Source organism: Staphylococcus rostri, from assembly GCF_002902145.1.
Classification (GTDB): Bacteria; Bacillota; Bacilli; order Staphylococcales; family Staphylococcaceae; genus Staphylococcus; species Staphylococcus rostri.
In genome coordinates, this window is record NZ_PPRF01000040.1 from 1 (window position 1) to 16,163 (window position 16,163).

At 38.0% G+C, this 16,163-nt stretch carries 14 protein-coding genes; 13 read left to right on the forward strand and 1 reads right to left on the reverse strand.

The genetic code is table 11. The features are described from left to right. Positions 1-57: 57 nt before the first annotated feature. Positions 58-2,523, reverse strand: a complete 2,466-nt coding sequence (locus CD122_RS06745) for a YfhO family protein (protein ID WP_103358233.1) — start codon at positions 2,521-2,523, stop codon at positions 58-60. A gap of 415 nt (positions 2,524-2,938) precedes the next feature. Between CD122_RS06745 and CD122_RS06750 the strand changes: the two genes are divergently transcribed. From CD122_RS06750 to trmFO, 13 genes are all read left to right on the forward strand, one after another. Then, positions 2,939-4,801 (forward strand): heavy metal translocating P-type ATPase, encoded by a 1,863-nt coding sequence (locus CD122_RS06750; RefSeq protein WP_103358234.1) that lies wholly within the window; start codon positions 2,939-2,941, stop codon positions 4,799-4,801. Between the two features lie 69 nt (positions 4,802-4,870). Continuing rightward, the gene (locus tag CD122_RS06755) at positions 4,871-5,098 is read left to right on the forward strand and encodes a heavy-metal-associated domain-containing protein (RefSeq protein WP_103358235.1); all 228 of its coding nucleotides are present in this window, start codon (positions 4,871-4,873) and stop codon (positions 5,096-5,098) included. 12 nt (positions 5,099-5,110) lie between these two features. Then, complete coding sequence (locus CD122_RS06760) at positions 5,111-5,380, forward strand: hypothetical protein (RefSeq protein WP_206167753.1); 270 nt, start codon at positions 5,111-5,113, stop codon at positions 5,378-5,380. 36 nt (positions 5,381-5,416) lie between these two features. Further along, entirely contained in the window at positions 5,417-6,070 is a 654-nt protein-coding gene (locus CD122_RS06765) for a Crp/Fnr family transcriptional regulator (RefSeq protein ID WP_103358237.1), read from the forward strand. Between the two features lie 138 nt (positions 6,071-6,208). Beyond that, a complete protein-coding gene (locus CD122_RS06770) occupies positions 6,209-6,721 on the forward strand; it encodes an NAD(P)H-dependent oxidoreductase (protein ID WP_103358238.1) in 513 nt (170 codons plus the stop codon). A 288-nt stretch (positions 6,722-7,009) separates the two neighbouring features. Next, complete coding sequence (ylqF, locus tag CD122_RS06775) at positions 7,010-7,891, forward strand: ribosome biogenesis GTPase YlqF (protein WP_103358239.1); 882 nt, start codon at positions 7,010-7,012, stop codon at positions 7,889-7,891. Beyond that, positions 7,878-8,666 carry a ribonuclease HII gene (locus tag CD122_RS06780; protein ID WP_103358240.1) on the forward strand — a complete coding sequence of 263 codons (789 nt, stop codon included), beginning with the start codon at positions 7,878-7,880 and terminating at the stop codon, positions 8,664-8,666. Before ylqF ends, CD122_RS06780 begins: the two co-directional genes overlap by 14 nt. A gap of 160 nt (positions 8,667-8,826) precedes the next feature. Next, positions 8,827-9,096 carry a hypothetical protein gene (locus tag CD122_RS06785; RefSeq protein WP_103358241.1) on the forward strand — a complete coding sequence of 90 codons (270 nt, stop codon included), beginning with the start codon at positions 8,827-8,829 and terminating at the stop codon, positions 9,094-9,096. A gap of 328 nt (positions 9,097-9,424) precedes the next feature. After that, positions 9,425-10,591, forward strand: coding sequence for an ADP-forming succinate--CoA ligase subunit beta (gene sucC, locus CD122_RS06790; RefSeq protein WP_103358242.1), 1,167 nt, complete (start codon positions 9,425-9,427; stop codon positions 10,589-10,591). Positions 10,592-10,611: 20 nt separating this feature from the next. After that, positions 10,612-11,520 carry a succinate--CoA ligase subunit alpha gene (gene sucD / locus CD122_RS06795; RefSeq protein WP_103358243.1) on the forward strand — a complete coding sequence of 303 codons (909 nt, stop codon included), beginning with the start codon at positions 10,612-10,614 and terminating at the stop codon, positions 11,518-11,520. Positions 11,521-11,673: 153 nt separating this feature from the next. Further along, positions 11,674-12,552 carry a DNA-processing protein DprA gene (gene dprA / locus CD122_RS06800; protein WP_103358244.1) on the forward strand — a complete coding sequence of 293 codons (879 nt, stop codon included), beginning with the start codon at positions 11,674-11,676 and terminating at the stop codon, positions 12,550-12,552. Positions 12,553-12,654: 102 nt separating this feature from the next. Further along, a complete protein-coding gene (topA, locus tag CD122_RS06805) occupies positions 12,655-14,724 on the forward strand; it encodes a type I DNA topoisomerase (protein ID WP_103358245.1) in 2,070 nt (689 codons plus the stop codon). A 23-nt stretch (positions 14,725-14,747) separates the two neighbouring features. After that, positions 14,748-16,055: an FADH(2)-oxidizing methylenetetrahydrofolate--tRNA-(uracil(54)-C(5))-methyltransferase TrmFO gene (gene trmFO / locus CD122_RS06810; RefSeq protein WP_103358246.1), complete on the forward strand. Its 1,308-nt coding sequence runs from the start codon at positions 14,748-14,750 to the stop codon at positions 16,053-16,055. The last annotated feature ends 108 nt before the right edge of the window (positions 16,056-16,163 follow it).

Sequence of the window (16,163 nt, forward strand, 5' to 3'; positions counted from 1 at the left end):
GTATATATGTTAAAAAAGCCGTTAAAATTCATTTTAGAGAATTTTAACGGCTTTTTCTTAGGGAATCTGAGTGCTTATGTCCCAGCCCCCTTTTAACACAGGTCTTACTTTGCCATCTACTTCAGCCTTTAAGCCATCGCGATAGGGTATCGGTAATACGAGATACGCTTTTTTCTTAGGATTCATCTCTATTTGAAAGTCGTGCTTTGTTTTGCTTACTTTCACCGGTACCACATTTCGAGCTGCTTGTTTAAGCGTTGTGTAATTCTCCCCATAAATGCCGTTGATTTTTAGACGATAAGTCCCTTTGTCCAGTCTTAAATGCACGGTTTCTTTTACCGGCACACGAATAGTAATAGGTGTTACAAAACGTCTATATCTGTAATTTTGTGATACACGCAGTTGCTGAAAATCATCTAAATCGATGTAGTGCGGTTGTTCTGGACGTAATAATTCGATATCCATTTCAAAGTAATAGTCTTTATATAGATTCGATAACGTTTCAGGCATCGAAATATCTAAACCCGCATTTTCTTGAGTCACTTTAAGACGATCACCCTTGAATTTGGCGTGTCGCGGTTGTATTTCAGCATACTTAATCAGGTTTGGATTCGACTTGAATGTTGAATTTTCTTTAATACCATCTGCGACAACACCTTGAAGATACGCTTGTTCACGGTCTAAAGGCGTCTTTAAATCCGCAGTATCATACACTTTAGAGGTCAAATGTGCAGCCGGATAATCAATTGTATTAAAACTACGAACCCAACTGTTTTCGTCATCTTTAATTTTCTCTCGCTGTTTCATGCCATAAGGGCGCGTTGTGTCAGGTGTTGTTGAGATGCGATCTGTCACACCCCAAAGTGCATATAAATTCGCACGATTACCGAGTGAACGGTAGGTGCTATTGCTATCTTGGCCTGTGTTTATTTGCATACGCTTGTCGTAGTAATCTAATATCGCACCGTCAAAAATACTCGAATAAAGAGACATACCATTAAAGTGATAGAGCAAACTCCAGTTTACAGTGTGGATTTCGCTTGTGTTGATAAAGTCAATACGTTCAACAGGCGATTGCTGTTTCGTAATCTTATCGAATGTTTTCTGCAATTTCGTACTGTAATAATAAGGCTTGCTGATCGTTTCAAGGTTAGGGACGTGTTTAACGATATGATTCGTATGATAATTCAACAACATCACAAACTGCTGCATGATGAAAAGACAGACAACGAATTTCAGACACCATTGAGACATTGTGCGCTGACTAAAGATGAAGTACCCGACAATGCATAAGATGAATGTGCTGAAAACCATCCACCACATACGTCCAGACGAAAAGAATACGGTCAGCAGAGCGAATGGCACTAGTGGTACTAAAGAAATTAAATAATGACGCCAGAATAACTCGGCAAAATGTTGTAACCATAACGCAACGATAATACTTGATGAAAAAACTAATAAATAGCCCCAACGACGTTCAGGAAATGAAAAGCCATTGAAGATCGTATCCGTATAAGCTGTTAACGTTCCTATTAACAATATCCATGTAAGAATCGCGAAAAGGCGATAGTAATAGTGGCGATAAAGTTTAAACGAGCAGAGTGCCACTAATACGATAAATGAAATTGTAAAATAGTAGTTATTTGAAAAGATGTGGTTATAGTTCGTCACATCTATCAGTCTTGGGACATGAAATGTATTAAGTTTTCGATCATTATTTAAAAAGGAATGGATACCTGTTAAAAAACCAAATGATGCCATACAAACACTGAGTAAAATTGCAGGACAGAGTAACCAAAGTTTTTTCCAGCGCATAACGATATCATCCGGATGTGTATCAATCATACGATAGACAAGATAAACAAACATTGCGATAGCTTCATAATAGCTGAAATAAAAATTTGAAAATAACGTCAATGTAATCGCAAAAACAAATAAACCAATTTTACGCGTCTTGAAAAACCGTTCCATACCCCAAATGGAGAGAGGTAAATAAATTAAAACGTCTCCAAAAAAAGACCATAAAAAGTTAAAGAAATACAGGATTGTTGACGCACTATAAAGCAATGCACCTAGAAAACGATATGGGTTGTTAAGCTGAAACATTTTCAACATACCGTATATCGCTAAAAACGTAAGTGCACATTTGAAAAACGCAACGATCATTAGGTTAGCTGCCCAAAAATTAATTGTTGAAGGATCGACAAGGCTGAATAATTCTAGAAGCTTAATACATAAGAAGTTGATATACATAATAGGAGAAGTCGTATAATAATATGAAAGATCTGAGAAGTAATCTCCACCGAGTCCAAGACCTATATCGTAGAAGGATGATAAGTTCGACAGGCGATTATATAAAAACAATTGAAAAGGTAGCAACTGTTTTATGCCATCATATCCACCACAATAGATTGAACCATATTTGAAATAACGTTTAAAAACTGGAAAGTATACAAGAGTAGCAACAAAAAATGCAGCCCCAAACACTTTCGTCCATTTTAAGAATAAGTATGATTTTTTCAATGAGAGTCACTCTTTCATAATTCATTTGAAACGGAGATAAATTTTTATAATACGTCGTACATATAGTAGGGAGTGTCTCTATAGCAACGAACACTACTTACACAATCGTCAATTTATAGTTAAACAACGATCACCTAATCAAAGTAAAAACGCATATTAAATATAAAACAAAATCTACTTTAAAATATATCATAAAATTTATCAGCACGTATAGTAAATGAGTAAAAAAGGCATATACTTTTTAATGTCATATTGTTAAAAATTGTATGCAAAGTTAGCAATTATCATTAAGAAAACGTGTGAGAGTATATCGAATGACTTATTTGTTTTTTGTCAAAATATCCCAAAACTTGATACGTATCAATTCTTTATTGTTGTTTATTGGCTATCCTTAAAGTAACAAGGAGGTCATCATATGCAAAAGTTCATTTTAAAACATAAAAATCAGTTGCTCATTCTCGTGATATTGTTAGTGATGTTTGCTTTTATTGTGCGATTCACTTTAGGTAGTGATCTTATTGTAGCTAGTATGCTATTCATCGCTTCAATCATGGGTGGTGCACCCATTTTTATTCAAGCACTACAAGCATTAAAAGTCCGTGTTATTAGCATTGATTTATTAGTGACCTTAGCCATTTTAGGTGCAATCAGTATTAGGAATTTTGAAGAATCAGCAGTCGTATCGCTATTGTTTTTATTAGGTGGCTATTTAGAACAACGTACTTTAAATAAGACACGTTCGGCGATACAAAATCTTGTAGACCTTGCCCCAGATACCGCATTAAGACAGATAGAAAATGGTGAATTTGTGGAAGCGGATATTGATGAGATTGAGGTGTCAGATAAGATTTTAGTTAAAACTGGTATGCGTATACCCGTGGATGGTCATATTTACGCGGGACAAGGCACATTAAACGAGGCGAGTATTACTGGTGAATCGTTGCCAGTATCAAAAGCGGTTGGTAAAGATGTTTACGCTGGCACAATTTTAGAGGATGGCGTGTTGTATATCGAAACTGAACGTGTTGGAGAAGAGACGACGTTCGGAAAAATTATTGAGCTCGTTGAAGAAGCACAAGATGCTAAGTCACAGGCAGAACGTTTCATTGATCAATTTGCCAAATATTATACGCCCTTCGTCTTAATACTTGCGGTTATCGTTTGGATGCTCACGACAAGTATAGAACTCGCAGTCACCATTCTCGTATTAGGTTGTCCGGGAGCGCTTGTTATCGGTGTGCCAGTATCCAATGTCGCAGGATTAGGAAATGGTGCGAAAAATGGTGTGCTGTTAAAAGGCAGCGAAGTCGTTCAGCAATTAAGTCATATTGATACGCTGTTATTTGATAAAACGGGCACTTTAACATATGGAAAGCCTGAGGTTAATGAGACACTATTTTATCAAGAAAACAAGCAAGACATTATCGATTATTTAGTAAGTGTTGAGGCATCATCGGATCATCCATTAGCACAGGCAATTATGCAATACTATCCGTCAGCTGAAAAACGTAAAGTATCGGATGTGTCAGTTGTAAAAGGTGGGGGAATGACTGCGCAAATTGAGAAACATCACGTAATCGTTGGCAATGTTCAAATGATGCGACAACATGATGTGACTTTTACTGATGCCATGACATTAGATATTCAACGACTTGAAAATGCAGGCCATTCACTTGTCATCATTGCCATTGATGGTTATGTGGCACTTATTAATGGTATTCGCGATAAGGTAAGAGAAGGATTAGAGCAAGATTTGAAAAAAATACAGCGCTTAGGTGCTCAAAATTTAATTGTACTTTCAGGAGATAATCAAGGAACGGTTGATCAAGTTGTTCAAGAATTAAATTTATCAGAAGGGCATGGCAATATGTTGCCTGAAGATAAAGCAGCATTTGTTGAAAAACGACAAGCGAATGGGGAGACGGTTGCCTTTATTGGTGATGGTATTAACGATAGTCCATCACTGGCTTTAGCAGACATCGGTATTGCAATGGGCTCGGGCACAGACGTTGCAATTGAAACATCTAATGTAGTGTTAATGAATGATGATTTCCGACGCTTACCACATGCACTCGGCTTAGCTAAGGCGATCAGAAGTAATATGATACAAAATATTGTCATTGCGCTGTTAGTTGTATGTGTATTGCTGTTAAGTCTAATTTTCAGTAATTGGATGAATATGGCGATTGGTATGTTTGTACATGAAGTGAGTATTCTCGTTGTAATTCTAAATGGTATGCGGTTATTACGTTATCATCCAGAAAAATCAAAATCTTGATAGAAATCAATTCGTCTTTGTGCACTGACTGTTAAGATTGAAATAACAAGAAGAAAAGGGGTTTTGAAGATGAAACAAGCTATTTTAAAATTAGAAACATTGACGTGTCCAAGTTGTATGCAAAAGATTGAATCAGCACTTAAACGACTTGATGGTGTTGAATCAGAAAGTGTCAAAGTTTTATTTAATGCGAGTAAGGCGAAAGCAAATTTTGATCCAGCACAAGTAACATTAGGAGAAGTTGTTACAGCCGTAGAGTCAGTAGGTTATACTGTTTTGAAATCAAGTGAAAAGTAGGAGTGGTTATTGATGAAAGCATTTTTAGAGGCCAATCGTGAAACTTTAGATTTATACACAAATGCAATTACGAAAGCGCATGGTCAAAATCATCCAGAGGTTTTTGAAGTGAGAAAGTTATATTTGGCTATGCAACATAAAATGGATAATGGTAATTGGGAGATGCAAGATGAGTTAGAACAATTAGCAGCGATTACCAACAATTTTGTAATTCCTAGTGATGCGTGTGAGACGCTAACGCAAACATATCAAATGTTTCAGAAATTGAATGAATTACGTTAGACTTGTCATAACACAGCTTTGTAATGGAGGGGTTCTATGGATAAACATTTATGCGTGTCGTTGGTGCCATTATTTAATCAGCTTGAACAACAAGATTTAGAGAAAATTAACGCATATGCTAAGGTTTCACATTTTCAAAAAGGCGATATTATTTTTCAACCGGGTGATGCCGAATTGTATATTGTTGCAAATGGTTATATGAAGGTCTATCAATTGTCGAATAACGGTAAGGAACAATTGTTACGTGTTGTAGAACCCGGTAGTTACGAAGGTGAAAGCCAATTGTTTGGCGTCACAAATGATACACTATTTGGCGAAGCACTTGGTAAGGTGGAAGTTTGTACTATTAGTCAACGAGATTTTAATCATATTTTGACGGAACATCCGCAACTTACTCGAAAATTGTTAGAAATTAATATGAAAAAAGTTCTTCAATTAGAACAACAAGCACAATTTCTGTCCATGGAAAAAGTAGAAGAACGGCTAGTTACGTATTTGTTAGATTTAAAAATTGCGGAAAATAGCTTAACAGTTACGTTACCAATGTCGATGAAAGATTTAGCGACTTTTTTAGGAACAACACCAGAAACGTTATCACGTAAATTAAAGTTTTTAGAAGCACAAGGTTTTATTGAAAGAAAAGGGCGAAAAATTAAAATTATAGATGCGTCAGCTTTAGCGAATATATAACGATTATTAAAGGTATCATAGCAGTGAATCATAAGTGCTGATCATGATGCCTTTTCGTTATGATAAAAGTAAAAAAGTTGACTTAAAGTTCACTTCAACTAGTAAACTAAGTTATATCAATTAGAAGGAGAAAATAAAATGAAAACAACTATTTTTTTATTCCACCCAGATATCAAAACATCACGTGTTAATCGCGCATTGGCGTCAGCAGCTGAAAAAGCTGGCATTGAAGTCCGAAATTTATACACCCTCTATCCAGATTGGAAAATTGATGTGACACAGGAACAAAATGTGCTTAAGGATGTTGATCGAATTGTATTTCAGTTTCCAATGTATTGGTATTCAACGCCTTCATTAATGAAAGAATGGTTAGACCAAGTTCTAGCGTATGGTTGGGCTTATGGATCGAACGGGAATGCGTTACAAGGTAAGAAAGTAATACTCGCCTTGTCACAAGGTGCAGCGGCTGAAGCTTATACAAAAGATGGGCGTTATGAAGTTACAACTGAAGAACTGTTAAAACCACTTGAGGCAATGAAATATCTGACAGGTCTTGAATTCGAGGAACCATTTGTTGTATCAGGTACGATGAACTTAACAGAAAGTGAATTGAAAAAAGCAGCGCATGATTATGTATCACGATTACAATAAAAATAACGGTAGATAGTCATACGGTTGTGATGAAAATTTTAACCGTTTAAGCGTTATTGTATAAATTAAAAAAACGACTACAGCATTCATAGCAAAACAATTATGAGTGGTTTGTAGTCGTTTTTTAGGCTGTTCAGCCATTTTATTGATTTTGAGGCAGGTGTATTTTTCAAAATCAAGGTCATAAATTGTCACAAACTGTATAAGTAGAGAAACACGTCAGTTCAATCCATAAAATCATGTTATAATGTAAGGCAGTAATTTGTCTTACAGAAAGGAAAGAATATGATGGCAACGATACAATGGTTCCCTGGACATATGGCAAAAGCCAGACGAGAAGTAACTGAACAACTAAAAAAGGTTGATGTTGTATTTGAACTTGTGGATGCACGTATTCCATACAGTTCACGTAATCCAATGATTGATGAAGTCATTCAACAAAAGCCACGTGTTGTAATTTTTAATAAAAAAGATATGGCGAACGATAAAGAAATGGCAAAATGGTATGCGTTTTTTAAAGAAAAAGGCGCGATTCCTGTGGCAGTAGATGCCAAGCACGGTAAAGGCTTAAAAAGTGTTGAAGCGGCTGCGATTGAAGTGACGAAAGAAAAGTTTGAACGTGAAAAGGCAAAAGGGCTTAAACCACGTGCAATTCGTGCGATGATTGTAGGTATTCCAAACGTTGGTAAATCAACGCTAATTAATAAGCTGGCGAACCGTTCTATTGCGCAAACAGGTAACAAGCCGGGTGTAACCAAACAACAACAGTGGATTAAGGTTGGTAAATCACTCCAATTACTTGATACACCGGGGATTTTATGGCCGAAGTTTGAAGATCAACAGGTCGGTATTAAGTTGAGCTTAACAGGCGCGATAAAAGATAGCATCGTGCATTTAGATGAAGTTGCAATTTATGGCTTAACATTCTTAATTGAACACGACTATGACAATCTCATTCGCCATTACAAAATTGATGTGCCACAAGATGCAGAAAACCTAGAATGGTTCGATGCGATTGGGCGTAAAAGAGGCTTATTACAGCGTGGAAATGAAGTCGATTATGAAGCGGTGATTGAGTTGATTATTAACGATATCCGTAATGCTAAAATCGGTGCGTATTGTTTCGATCTTTATGACGCGATGCAGGATGAACATGATGACAACGCATAAAAAGAAAACTATCCAACAGATTAAAGCGCTGCTTGCGGATGTTGAGACGCTTGAAGCACTCGAGCAACATCCTGATCGTATAGATACACGTAAAGGTGTGCAAGCTGCTTTTCACTCACGCCGTAAACAACTCGAGAAGCAAGCACAGTTGATAGAACAATATGTGGCAATGTCACGTTATGAAGATGAGATTCTTAATGCACACCCCGATGCGCTCATTTGTGGCATAGATGAAGTAGGGCGTGGACCATTAGCAGGACCCGTTGTAGCAAGTGCAGTTATACTAGAGTCGAACCATCAGCATATCGGCATTAATGATTCAAAGCAGTTAAATGCGGCGAAACGTGAAACGCTAAATCAATCACTTAAAGACAATGTCCTTGCGTGGGCGATTGGCGTTGCGACAGTTGAAGAAATTGACACGCTCAATATTTATGAAGCAACAAAGTTAGCAATGTATCGCGCGATTGAGAATTTATCAGTAACACCCACACATTATTTAATTGATGCGATGACACTTGAAAAGCTTGCAGAGCCTCAACAAAATATTATTAAAGGCGATGCGAATAGTGTATCTATTGCGGCCGCGAGTATTATTGCCAAAGTATATCGTGATGACTTAATGGCAGATTATGCTGAACAGTATCCGGGTTATGACTTTGAACATAATGCGGGTTACGGAACAGCGAAACATCTTTCAGGGCTGGCACAACAAGGTGTATGCCCAATTCATCGTTTGTCGTTTGAACCAATCAAGTCTCAATATCGTTCATAAAGCGAGATTTTTGAGTGAGGTTAAAAAGGTCAGAACGGCATAATGACAAGGGTTTTGGGGTATTTGTTAATGTAAAAGCTAAGTTAAATAGTTTTCAAAACAGCGTATTTATGTTTAACTAGAAATGTACATTCCAAAATAGAAAGGAATATTTTAATTTATGGATGAAACATTACAAAAGCTTTATTCAGTCTTAGTACACTTTGAAGAAAAAGAAGCTGAGATTACAGAAGATGAAGCAACTTTAGCGAAAATCAAACAAGAAATCGAACAAAACTTAAATGTATCAGTTGAAGAATTATCACAATTAGACTTAATTCGTGTGTTGAAAGACCATAATTTTGTGGTTGAGTCAGCAGAAGATGATCAAAAAATCGTCAGCGTACCAATGGATGATGACACACAAGTCACTTTCCAAACTGATAAATAATACACAAACGAAATAGGCAGCACATTTGTTATGGTTATCAATAACAGGTGTGTTGTCTTTTTTATTGGGCATAAATACTGATGGGCCAGGGAACTTAATAGAAACATTTATTTTTGAATGCGGTTTATCGGTTTCTCAGTGACTAAATTTACTATTTACCAGCCTTTGTCCCACTCCCAAACATCATGCTTTACAATACGCTATTTTTCCGAAAGTACATTCAAAATGAAAATCAATCCTATGAAAGTGGTGTCTATCGGTTTACAATAGCGCTTACATTTTTTATAATTGTAGTTGAACTTAACCTTAAGAAACAGGAGGATGGAGTATGAATATCCATGAGTATCAAGGAAAAGCAATCTTTCGCTCAATGGGCGTAGCAGTACCAGAGGGGCGTGTTGCTTTCTCGGCTGAAGAAGCTGTTGAAAAGGCGAAAGAATTAGACACAGATGTTTATGTTGTAAAAGCACAAATCCATGCAGGGGGACGCGGTAAAGCTGGCGGTGTAAAAATTGCGAAGTCTTTATCAGAAGTTGAAACTTATGCAAATGAATTGTTAGGCAAAGTATTAGTAACGCACCAAACAGGTCCTGAAGGTAAAGAAGTCAAACGTCTTTACATTGAAGAGGGCGCTGACATCAAGAAAGAATACTACATCGGTTTTGTTATTGATCGTGCAACTGACCGTGTGACGTTAATGGCGTCAGAAGAAGGGGGTACTGAGATTGAGGAAGTAGCGGCAACAAGCCCTGAAAAAATCTTCAAAGAAACAATCGATCCAGTAGTTGGTCTTGCACCATATCAAGCACGCCGAATTGCATTCAATATTAACATTCCTAAAGAATCAATTAACAAAGCAGTTAAGTTCTTAATGGCATTATACAATGTGTTTATGGAAAAAGACTGCTCTATCGTTGAGATTAACCCACTTGTATTAACAGGTGACGGTGATGTCTTAGCATTAGACTCTAAAATTAACTTTGATGACAACGCATTATTCCGTCATAAAGATATCCAAGAGTTATGTGATTTAGATGAAGAAGATCCAAAAGAAATCGAAGCATCTAAATATGACCTTTCTTACATCGCTTTAGATGGTAACATCGGTTGTATGGTTAATGGTGCAGGTCTTGCGATGGCAACGATGGATACAATCAACCACTTTAACGGTACGCCAGCAAACTTCCTTGATGTAGGGGGCGGCGCGACAAAAGAAAAAGTTACTGAAGCGTTCAAAATCATCTTAGGTGATGACAACGTAAAAGGTATTTTCGTTAACATCTTTGGTGGTATCATGCGTTGTGACGTAATTGCTGAAGGTATTGTTGCGGCAGTTAAGGAAGTAGACTTAACATTACCACTTGTTGTGCGTTTAGAAGGTACAAACGTTGCACAAGGTAAACAAATCTTAGAAGAATCTGGTTTAGCGATTGAGCCTGCTAGTACAATGGCTGAAGGTGCACAAAAAATTGTTAAACTCGTAAACGAAGCGTAGGAAAGGATGGGACAACTAAAATGAGTGTATTTGTTGATAAGAATACGAAAGTTATCGTACAAGGTATTACAGGGTCAACTGCCCTTTTCCATACAAAACAAATGTTAGAATATGGAACGCAAATCGTAGCGGGTGTAACTCCTGGTAAAGGCGGTCAAGTTGTTGAAGGGGTACCTGTATTCAATACGGTAGAAGAAGCGAAAAATGAAACAGGTGCAACAGTATCAGTTATTTACGTACCAGCACCATTTGCAGCAGATGCAATTTTAGAATGTGCAGATGCTGAACTTGACTTAGCAATTTGTATTACTGAGCATATTCCAGTTGTAGATATGGTTAAAGTGAAACGCTACTTAGAAGGCAAAAAGACACGTTTAATCGGACCAAACTGCCCAGGTGTTATCACTTCAGACGAAACTAAAATTGGTATCATGCCTGGTTACATCCACAAAAAAGGTCATGTAGGTGTTGTATCACGTTCTGGTACTTTAACTTACGAAGCAGTACATCAATTAACTGAAGAAGGTATCGGTCAATCAACAGCTGTAGGTATCGGTGGCGACCCAGTTAACGGTACAAACTTTATCGATGTATTAGAAGCATTTAATAATGATGAAGATACAAAAGCGGTTGTAATGATCGGTGAAATCGGTGGTACAGCTGAAGAAGAAGCGGCTGAATGGATTAAAGCGAACATGACGAAACCAGTTGTTGGCTTCATCGGTGGTCAAACAGCACCTCCAGGAAAACGTATGGGTCACGCTGGTGCCATCATCTCAGGCGGTAAAGGTACAGCTGCTGAGAAGATTAAAACTTTAAATAGCTGTGGTATCAAAACTGCAGCAACGCCTTCTGAAATTGGTGCGACATTAATTGAAGCAGCAAAAGAAGCAGGTATTTACGAATCACTTTTAACAGTTAAACAATAAGTGAATGTTATAAAATAGATATGTATGTTGGTAGGTAATATACGTATCTAAGGTGGGGCAAGGAACCTTTATAATGAAGGTTTCGGTCCCGCCATTTTTTGCTTTCTCTTTTTATAGACGTTATTGCTATCAATGGAGGTGTTTTTGATAACAATGATTTTAACGACCCGCCACTTGTTGCTACTCCTTGTTTATAGCGGATTTACGACCCGTCAAATTTACAACTATTTCCCTCATATTATGAACTATCAAGGCACAAAACAGGATCTTACAAAACAGCTCACTCAGGATTTATCACAATATAATGATGCACGCATACAAGCAAAGCTACAACGATTTATCAACTTGGACATTCGTATGATAGAACAGGCATTAACCAATGGGAAAATTGATGCCGTTAGTATTGACGACGCCCGCTATCCGCAGTTACTCAAGCATATTTATGATCCACCACTCATTCTTTTTTCTCGTGGCAATTTAGCCCTTTTACAACATAGTCGCACGTTAGCTATTGTTGGTTCACGTCAGCATACACACTATACGAATCAAGCGTTAAATGTGCTATTTCCTCATTTTGCCAAAGCGCGGTTAACAATCATTTCAGGATTAGCCAATGGTGCAGATGCCATTGCGCATGAACAAGCAATCCAATTTGGTTGTAATACGATTGCAGTCTTAGGTTTCGGCCATTTTCATCACTATCCCAAACAAACACAAAAGCTACGTCACCATATTGACACCCATTTTCTAAGTATTAGCGAATATCCTCCCTATACACGACCTGCCAAGTTTCGTTTTCCCGAGCGCAATCGCCTGATTAGTGGTCTTTCACAAGGTGTGCTCATTACAGAAGCGAAAGAACGTAGTGGTGCATTGATTACTGTTGATCAAGCACTCGACCAAAATCGCAATGTATATGTTTTGCCCGGTGATATGTTTAATCCTTATACAAAGGGGAACATGTTAAGGGTTCAAGAAGGGGCTGAAATCGTATTGACAGAAATGGATATTTTGAAAGATTATTGTCAATAATTCAGGAAATCCCATATGAAATAATGGTAAAAGATTGACAAATATAAATTTCAGCGTTTATCATTTAAATTTGTAATCAGAATTTGCAAGGGGGGACCTGCATTGGCAGAGAATCTTGTCATTGTTGAATCGCCTGCAAAAGCTAAAACAATCGAAAAATATTTAGGAAAAAAATATAAAGTTATTGCCTCAATGGGCCACGTGAGAGATTTACCACGTAGTCAGATGGGTGTAGATGTAGAAGATAATTATGAGCCTAAATATATTACAATTCGAGGTAAAGGCCCTGTCGTCAAAGAATTAAAAAGACATGCAAAAAAAGCAAAAAAAGTTTTTCTTGCAAGTGACCCTGACCGTGAAGGTGAAGCAATTGCATGGCATTTGGCAAACATACTAGAGCTAGAAGATAAAACAGATAATAGAGTGGTATTCAACGAAATTACAAAAGATGCAGTAAAGGCCAGCTTTAAAAACCCGCGCGGTATCGAAATGGAACTCGTCGATGCACAACAAGCACGTCGTATTTTAGATAGATTAGTAGGTTATAACATTTCGCCAGTATTATGGAAAAAAGTAAAAAAAGGTTTGTCGGCAGGACGTGTACAATCTGTAGCATTAAGATTAGTCATTGACCGAGAAAATGAAATCAGAAACTTCAAACCGGAAGAATATTGGACGATTGAAGGTGCATTCCGCTATCAAAAATCCAAGTTCACGGCAAAGTTTCTTCATTATAAAGGCAAGCCGTTTAAGTTAACGAATAAAGATGATGTGAAGTTGATTACGGATGCGCTAGATGGCGATCGTTTTGAAGTGACGAAGGTTAATAAGAAAGAACGTACACGTAAACCAGCCAATCCATTTACAACTTCAACATTACAACAAGAAGCTGCACGTAAGTTGAACTTCAAGGCGCGTAAAACGATGATGATTGCGCAACAGTTATACGAAGGTATCGACTTAAAACGTGGCGGCACAGTCGGTTTGATTACGTATATGAGAACAGACTCTACGCGTATTTCAAAGGACGCACAAGCTGAAGCAAAAGGGTATATTGAAAGCAATTACGGTAAAGAATACATTTCTAAGGCTGTCAACAAAGGTAAACAAGGCGATCAAGATGCGCATGAAGCGATTCGTCCAACAAGTACGTTGAGGACACCTGATGAAGTGAAAACATACTTAACGCGTGATCAATTCAGATTATACAAGCTTATTTGGGAACGTTTCGTGGCAAGTCAAATGGCACCAGCGATTCTTGATACAGTTGCGGTAGACTTGGAGCAAGGAGATATTAAGTTCCGTGCAAATGGTCAAACGATCAAGTTTAAAGGGTTTATGACGCTATACGTTGAAGCCAATGATGACGCGACAAAAGAAAAAGAGAATCGTTTGCCGAAACTTGAAGAAGGTAATGAAGTCATTGCGACGAATATTGATCCAGCGCAGCACTTTACACAACCACCACCACGCTACACTGAGGCGCGATTGGTTAAGACGTTAGAAGAGTTAAAAATCGGGCGACCTTCAACATATGCACCAACGATTGATACGATTCAAAAGCGTAATTACGTGAAGAGTGAGAGTAAGCGTTTTGTGCCGACTGAGTTAGGTGAGATTGTTCACGAGCAAGTGAAAGAGTATTTCCCAGAGATTATCGATGTTGACTTTACTGTAAACATGGAGACATTACTCGATAAAATTGCAGATGGTGATATTGGTTGGCGTAAAGTGGTTGGAGACTTCTACAACAGCTTTAAGCAGGATGTTGCGCGTGCAGAATCTGAGATGGAGAAAGTCGAAATCAAGGATGAGCCTGCGGGAGAAGATTGTGAGAAGTGTGGTCATCCAATGGTTATTAAAATGGGACGCTATGGCAAGTTTATGGCGTGTTCAAACTTCCCAGACTGTCGCAACACGAAAGCAATTGTGAAGCCGATTGGTGTGAAATGTCCAACTTGTAAAGAAGGCGACGTTGTTGAACGTAAGTCTAAGAAGAATCGCTTGTTCTACGGCTGTTCGAATTATCCAAGTTGTGACTTTGTGTCATGGGATAAACCGATTGGACGTGATTGTCCGAAATGTAATCACTATTTAGCAGAACATAAAAAAGGACGTACAACACAAGTTGTTTGTTCGAACTGTGACTATAAAGAAGAAGCTGTCAAATAACAGCGAGAAAAGGAGGTCGTAACATGACAACAGTGAATATTATTGGTGCAGGTTTGGCGGGATCAGAAGCTGCATATCAGCTTGCACAACGTGGCGTTAAAGTGAATTTATATGAAATGCGACCTGTCAAACAAACGCCGGCACACCATACGGATAAGTTTGCGGAATTGGTATGCTCTAACTCATTACGAGGAAACGCATTAACAAATGCAGTCGGTGTGTTGAAGGAAGAAATGCGACGTTTGGACTCGCTTATTATTGCGGCGGCGGATAAGGCACGTGTACCTGCAGGTGGTGCCTTAGCTGTTGACCGTCATGACTTTGCAGGTTATATTACGGATACTTTGAAAAATCATCCGAATGTAACAGTCAAAAATGAAGAAATTACGAAAATTCCTGAAGGTCCAACGATTATTGCGACAGGTCCATTAACAACTGAAGGCTTAGCTGAAGAGATTGTTGCTTTAACAGGTGCAGATCAACTGTATTTCTATGATGCGGCAGCACCGATTATTGAAAAAGAGTCTATCGATATGGATAAGGTATATCTGAAATCACGTTATGACAAAGGTGAAGCAGCATATCTTAACTGTCCGATGACAAAAGAAGAGTTTGAGCGTTTTTATGAAGCGACACTCGCAGCTGAAGTTGCACCGATGAAAGACTTTGAAAAGGAAAAATACTTTGAAGGTTGTATGCCGTTTGAAGTTATGGCAAGCCGTGGTCCGAAGACATTATTGTTTGGACCGATGAAGCCAGTAGGACTTGAAGATCCTAAAACAGGCAAACGTCCATATGCGGTTGTCCAGTTACGCCAAGATGACGCAGCTGGCACACTTTACAATATTGTAGGGTTCCAAACACGTTTGAAATGGGGCGCACAAAAAGAAGTATTAAGTTTGATTCCAGGTCTTGAAAATGTAGATATTGTTCGATATGGTGTGATGCATCGTAATACTTTCATCAATTCTCCAGGTGTTTTATCAGAAACATATGAGTTTAAAGCACGTCCAAATCTGTTCTTTGCAGGTCAAATGACGGGCGTTGAAGGTTATGTCGAAAGTGCAGCAAGTGGTATGATTGCAGGTATTAACTTAGCGCATCGTATGCTAGGTAAAGGCGACGTTATCTTCCCACGCGAAACAATGTTAGGTAGTATGGCATATTATATCTCTCACGCAGAGAATAATAAAAACTTCCAGCCAATGAATGCAAACTTTGGTCTTGTACCGTCATTGCCAGAGCGTGTCAAAGATAAAAAAGAACGCTATGAAGCACTTGCCAATCGTGCGTTGACATATCTTGATAGCTTTAAACAAACTTTGCAATAACTTACGAAAGTATTTGACAAAAGTAGTAAAATTTAGATAACTGTGAATATTTAACAGTTATTCTATGCAGGACCCCTTATCATTGTGCTACAATGCAAATGATGGAGG

Coding starts and splice junctions, on each gene's coding strand:
- CD122_RS06750 (WP_103358234.1), top strand. CDS start 2,939: ATGCAAAAGTTCATTTTAAAACATAAAAATCAGTTGCTCATTCTCGTG.
- CD122_RS06755 (WP_103358235.1), top strand. CDS start 4,871: ATGAAACAAGCTATTTTAAAATTAGAAACATTGACGTGTCCAAGTTGT.
- CD122_RS06760 (WP_206167753.1), top strand. CDS start 5,111: ATGAAAGCATTTTTAGAGGCCAATCGTGAAACTTTAGATTTATACACA.
- CD122_RS06765 (WP_103358237.1), top strand. CDS start 5,417: ATGGATAAACATTTATGCGTGTCGTTGGTGCCATTATTTAATCAGCTT.
- CD122_RS06770 (WP_103358238.1), top strand. CDS start 6,209: ATGAAAACAACTATTTTTTTATTCCACCCAGATATCAAAACATCACGT.
- ylqF (WP_103358239.1), top strand. CDS start 7,010: ATGGCAACGATACAATGGTTCCCTGGACATATGGCAAAAGCCAGACGA.
- CD122_RS06780 (WP_103358240.1), top strand. CDS start 7,878: ATGACAACGCATAAAAAGAAAACTATCCAACAGATTAAAGCGCTGCTT.
- CD122_RS06785 (WP_103358241.1), top strand. CDS start 8,827: ATGGATGAAACATTACAAAAGCTTTATTCAGTCTTAGTACACTTTGAA.
- sucC (WP_103358242.1), top strand. CDS start 9,425: ATGAATATCCATGAGTATCAAGGAAAAGCAATCTTTCGCTCAATGGGC.
- sucD (WP_103358243.1), top strand. CDS start 10,612: ATGAGTGTATTTGTTGATAAGAATACGAAAGTTATCGTACAAGGTATT.
- dprA (WP_103358244.1), top strand. CDS start 11,674: ATGATTTTAACGACCCGCCACTTGTTGCTACTCCTTGTTTATAGCGGA.
- trmFO (WP_103358246.1), top strand. CDS start 14,748: ATGACAACAGTGAATATTATTGGTGCAGGTTTGGCGGGATCAGAAGCT.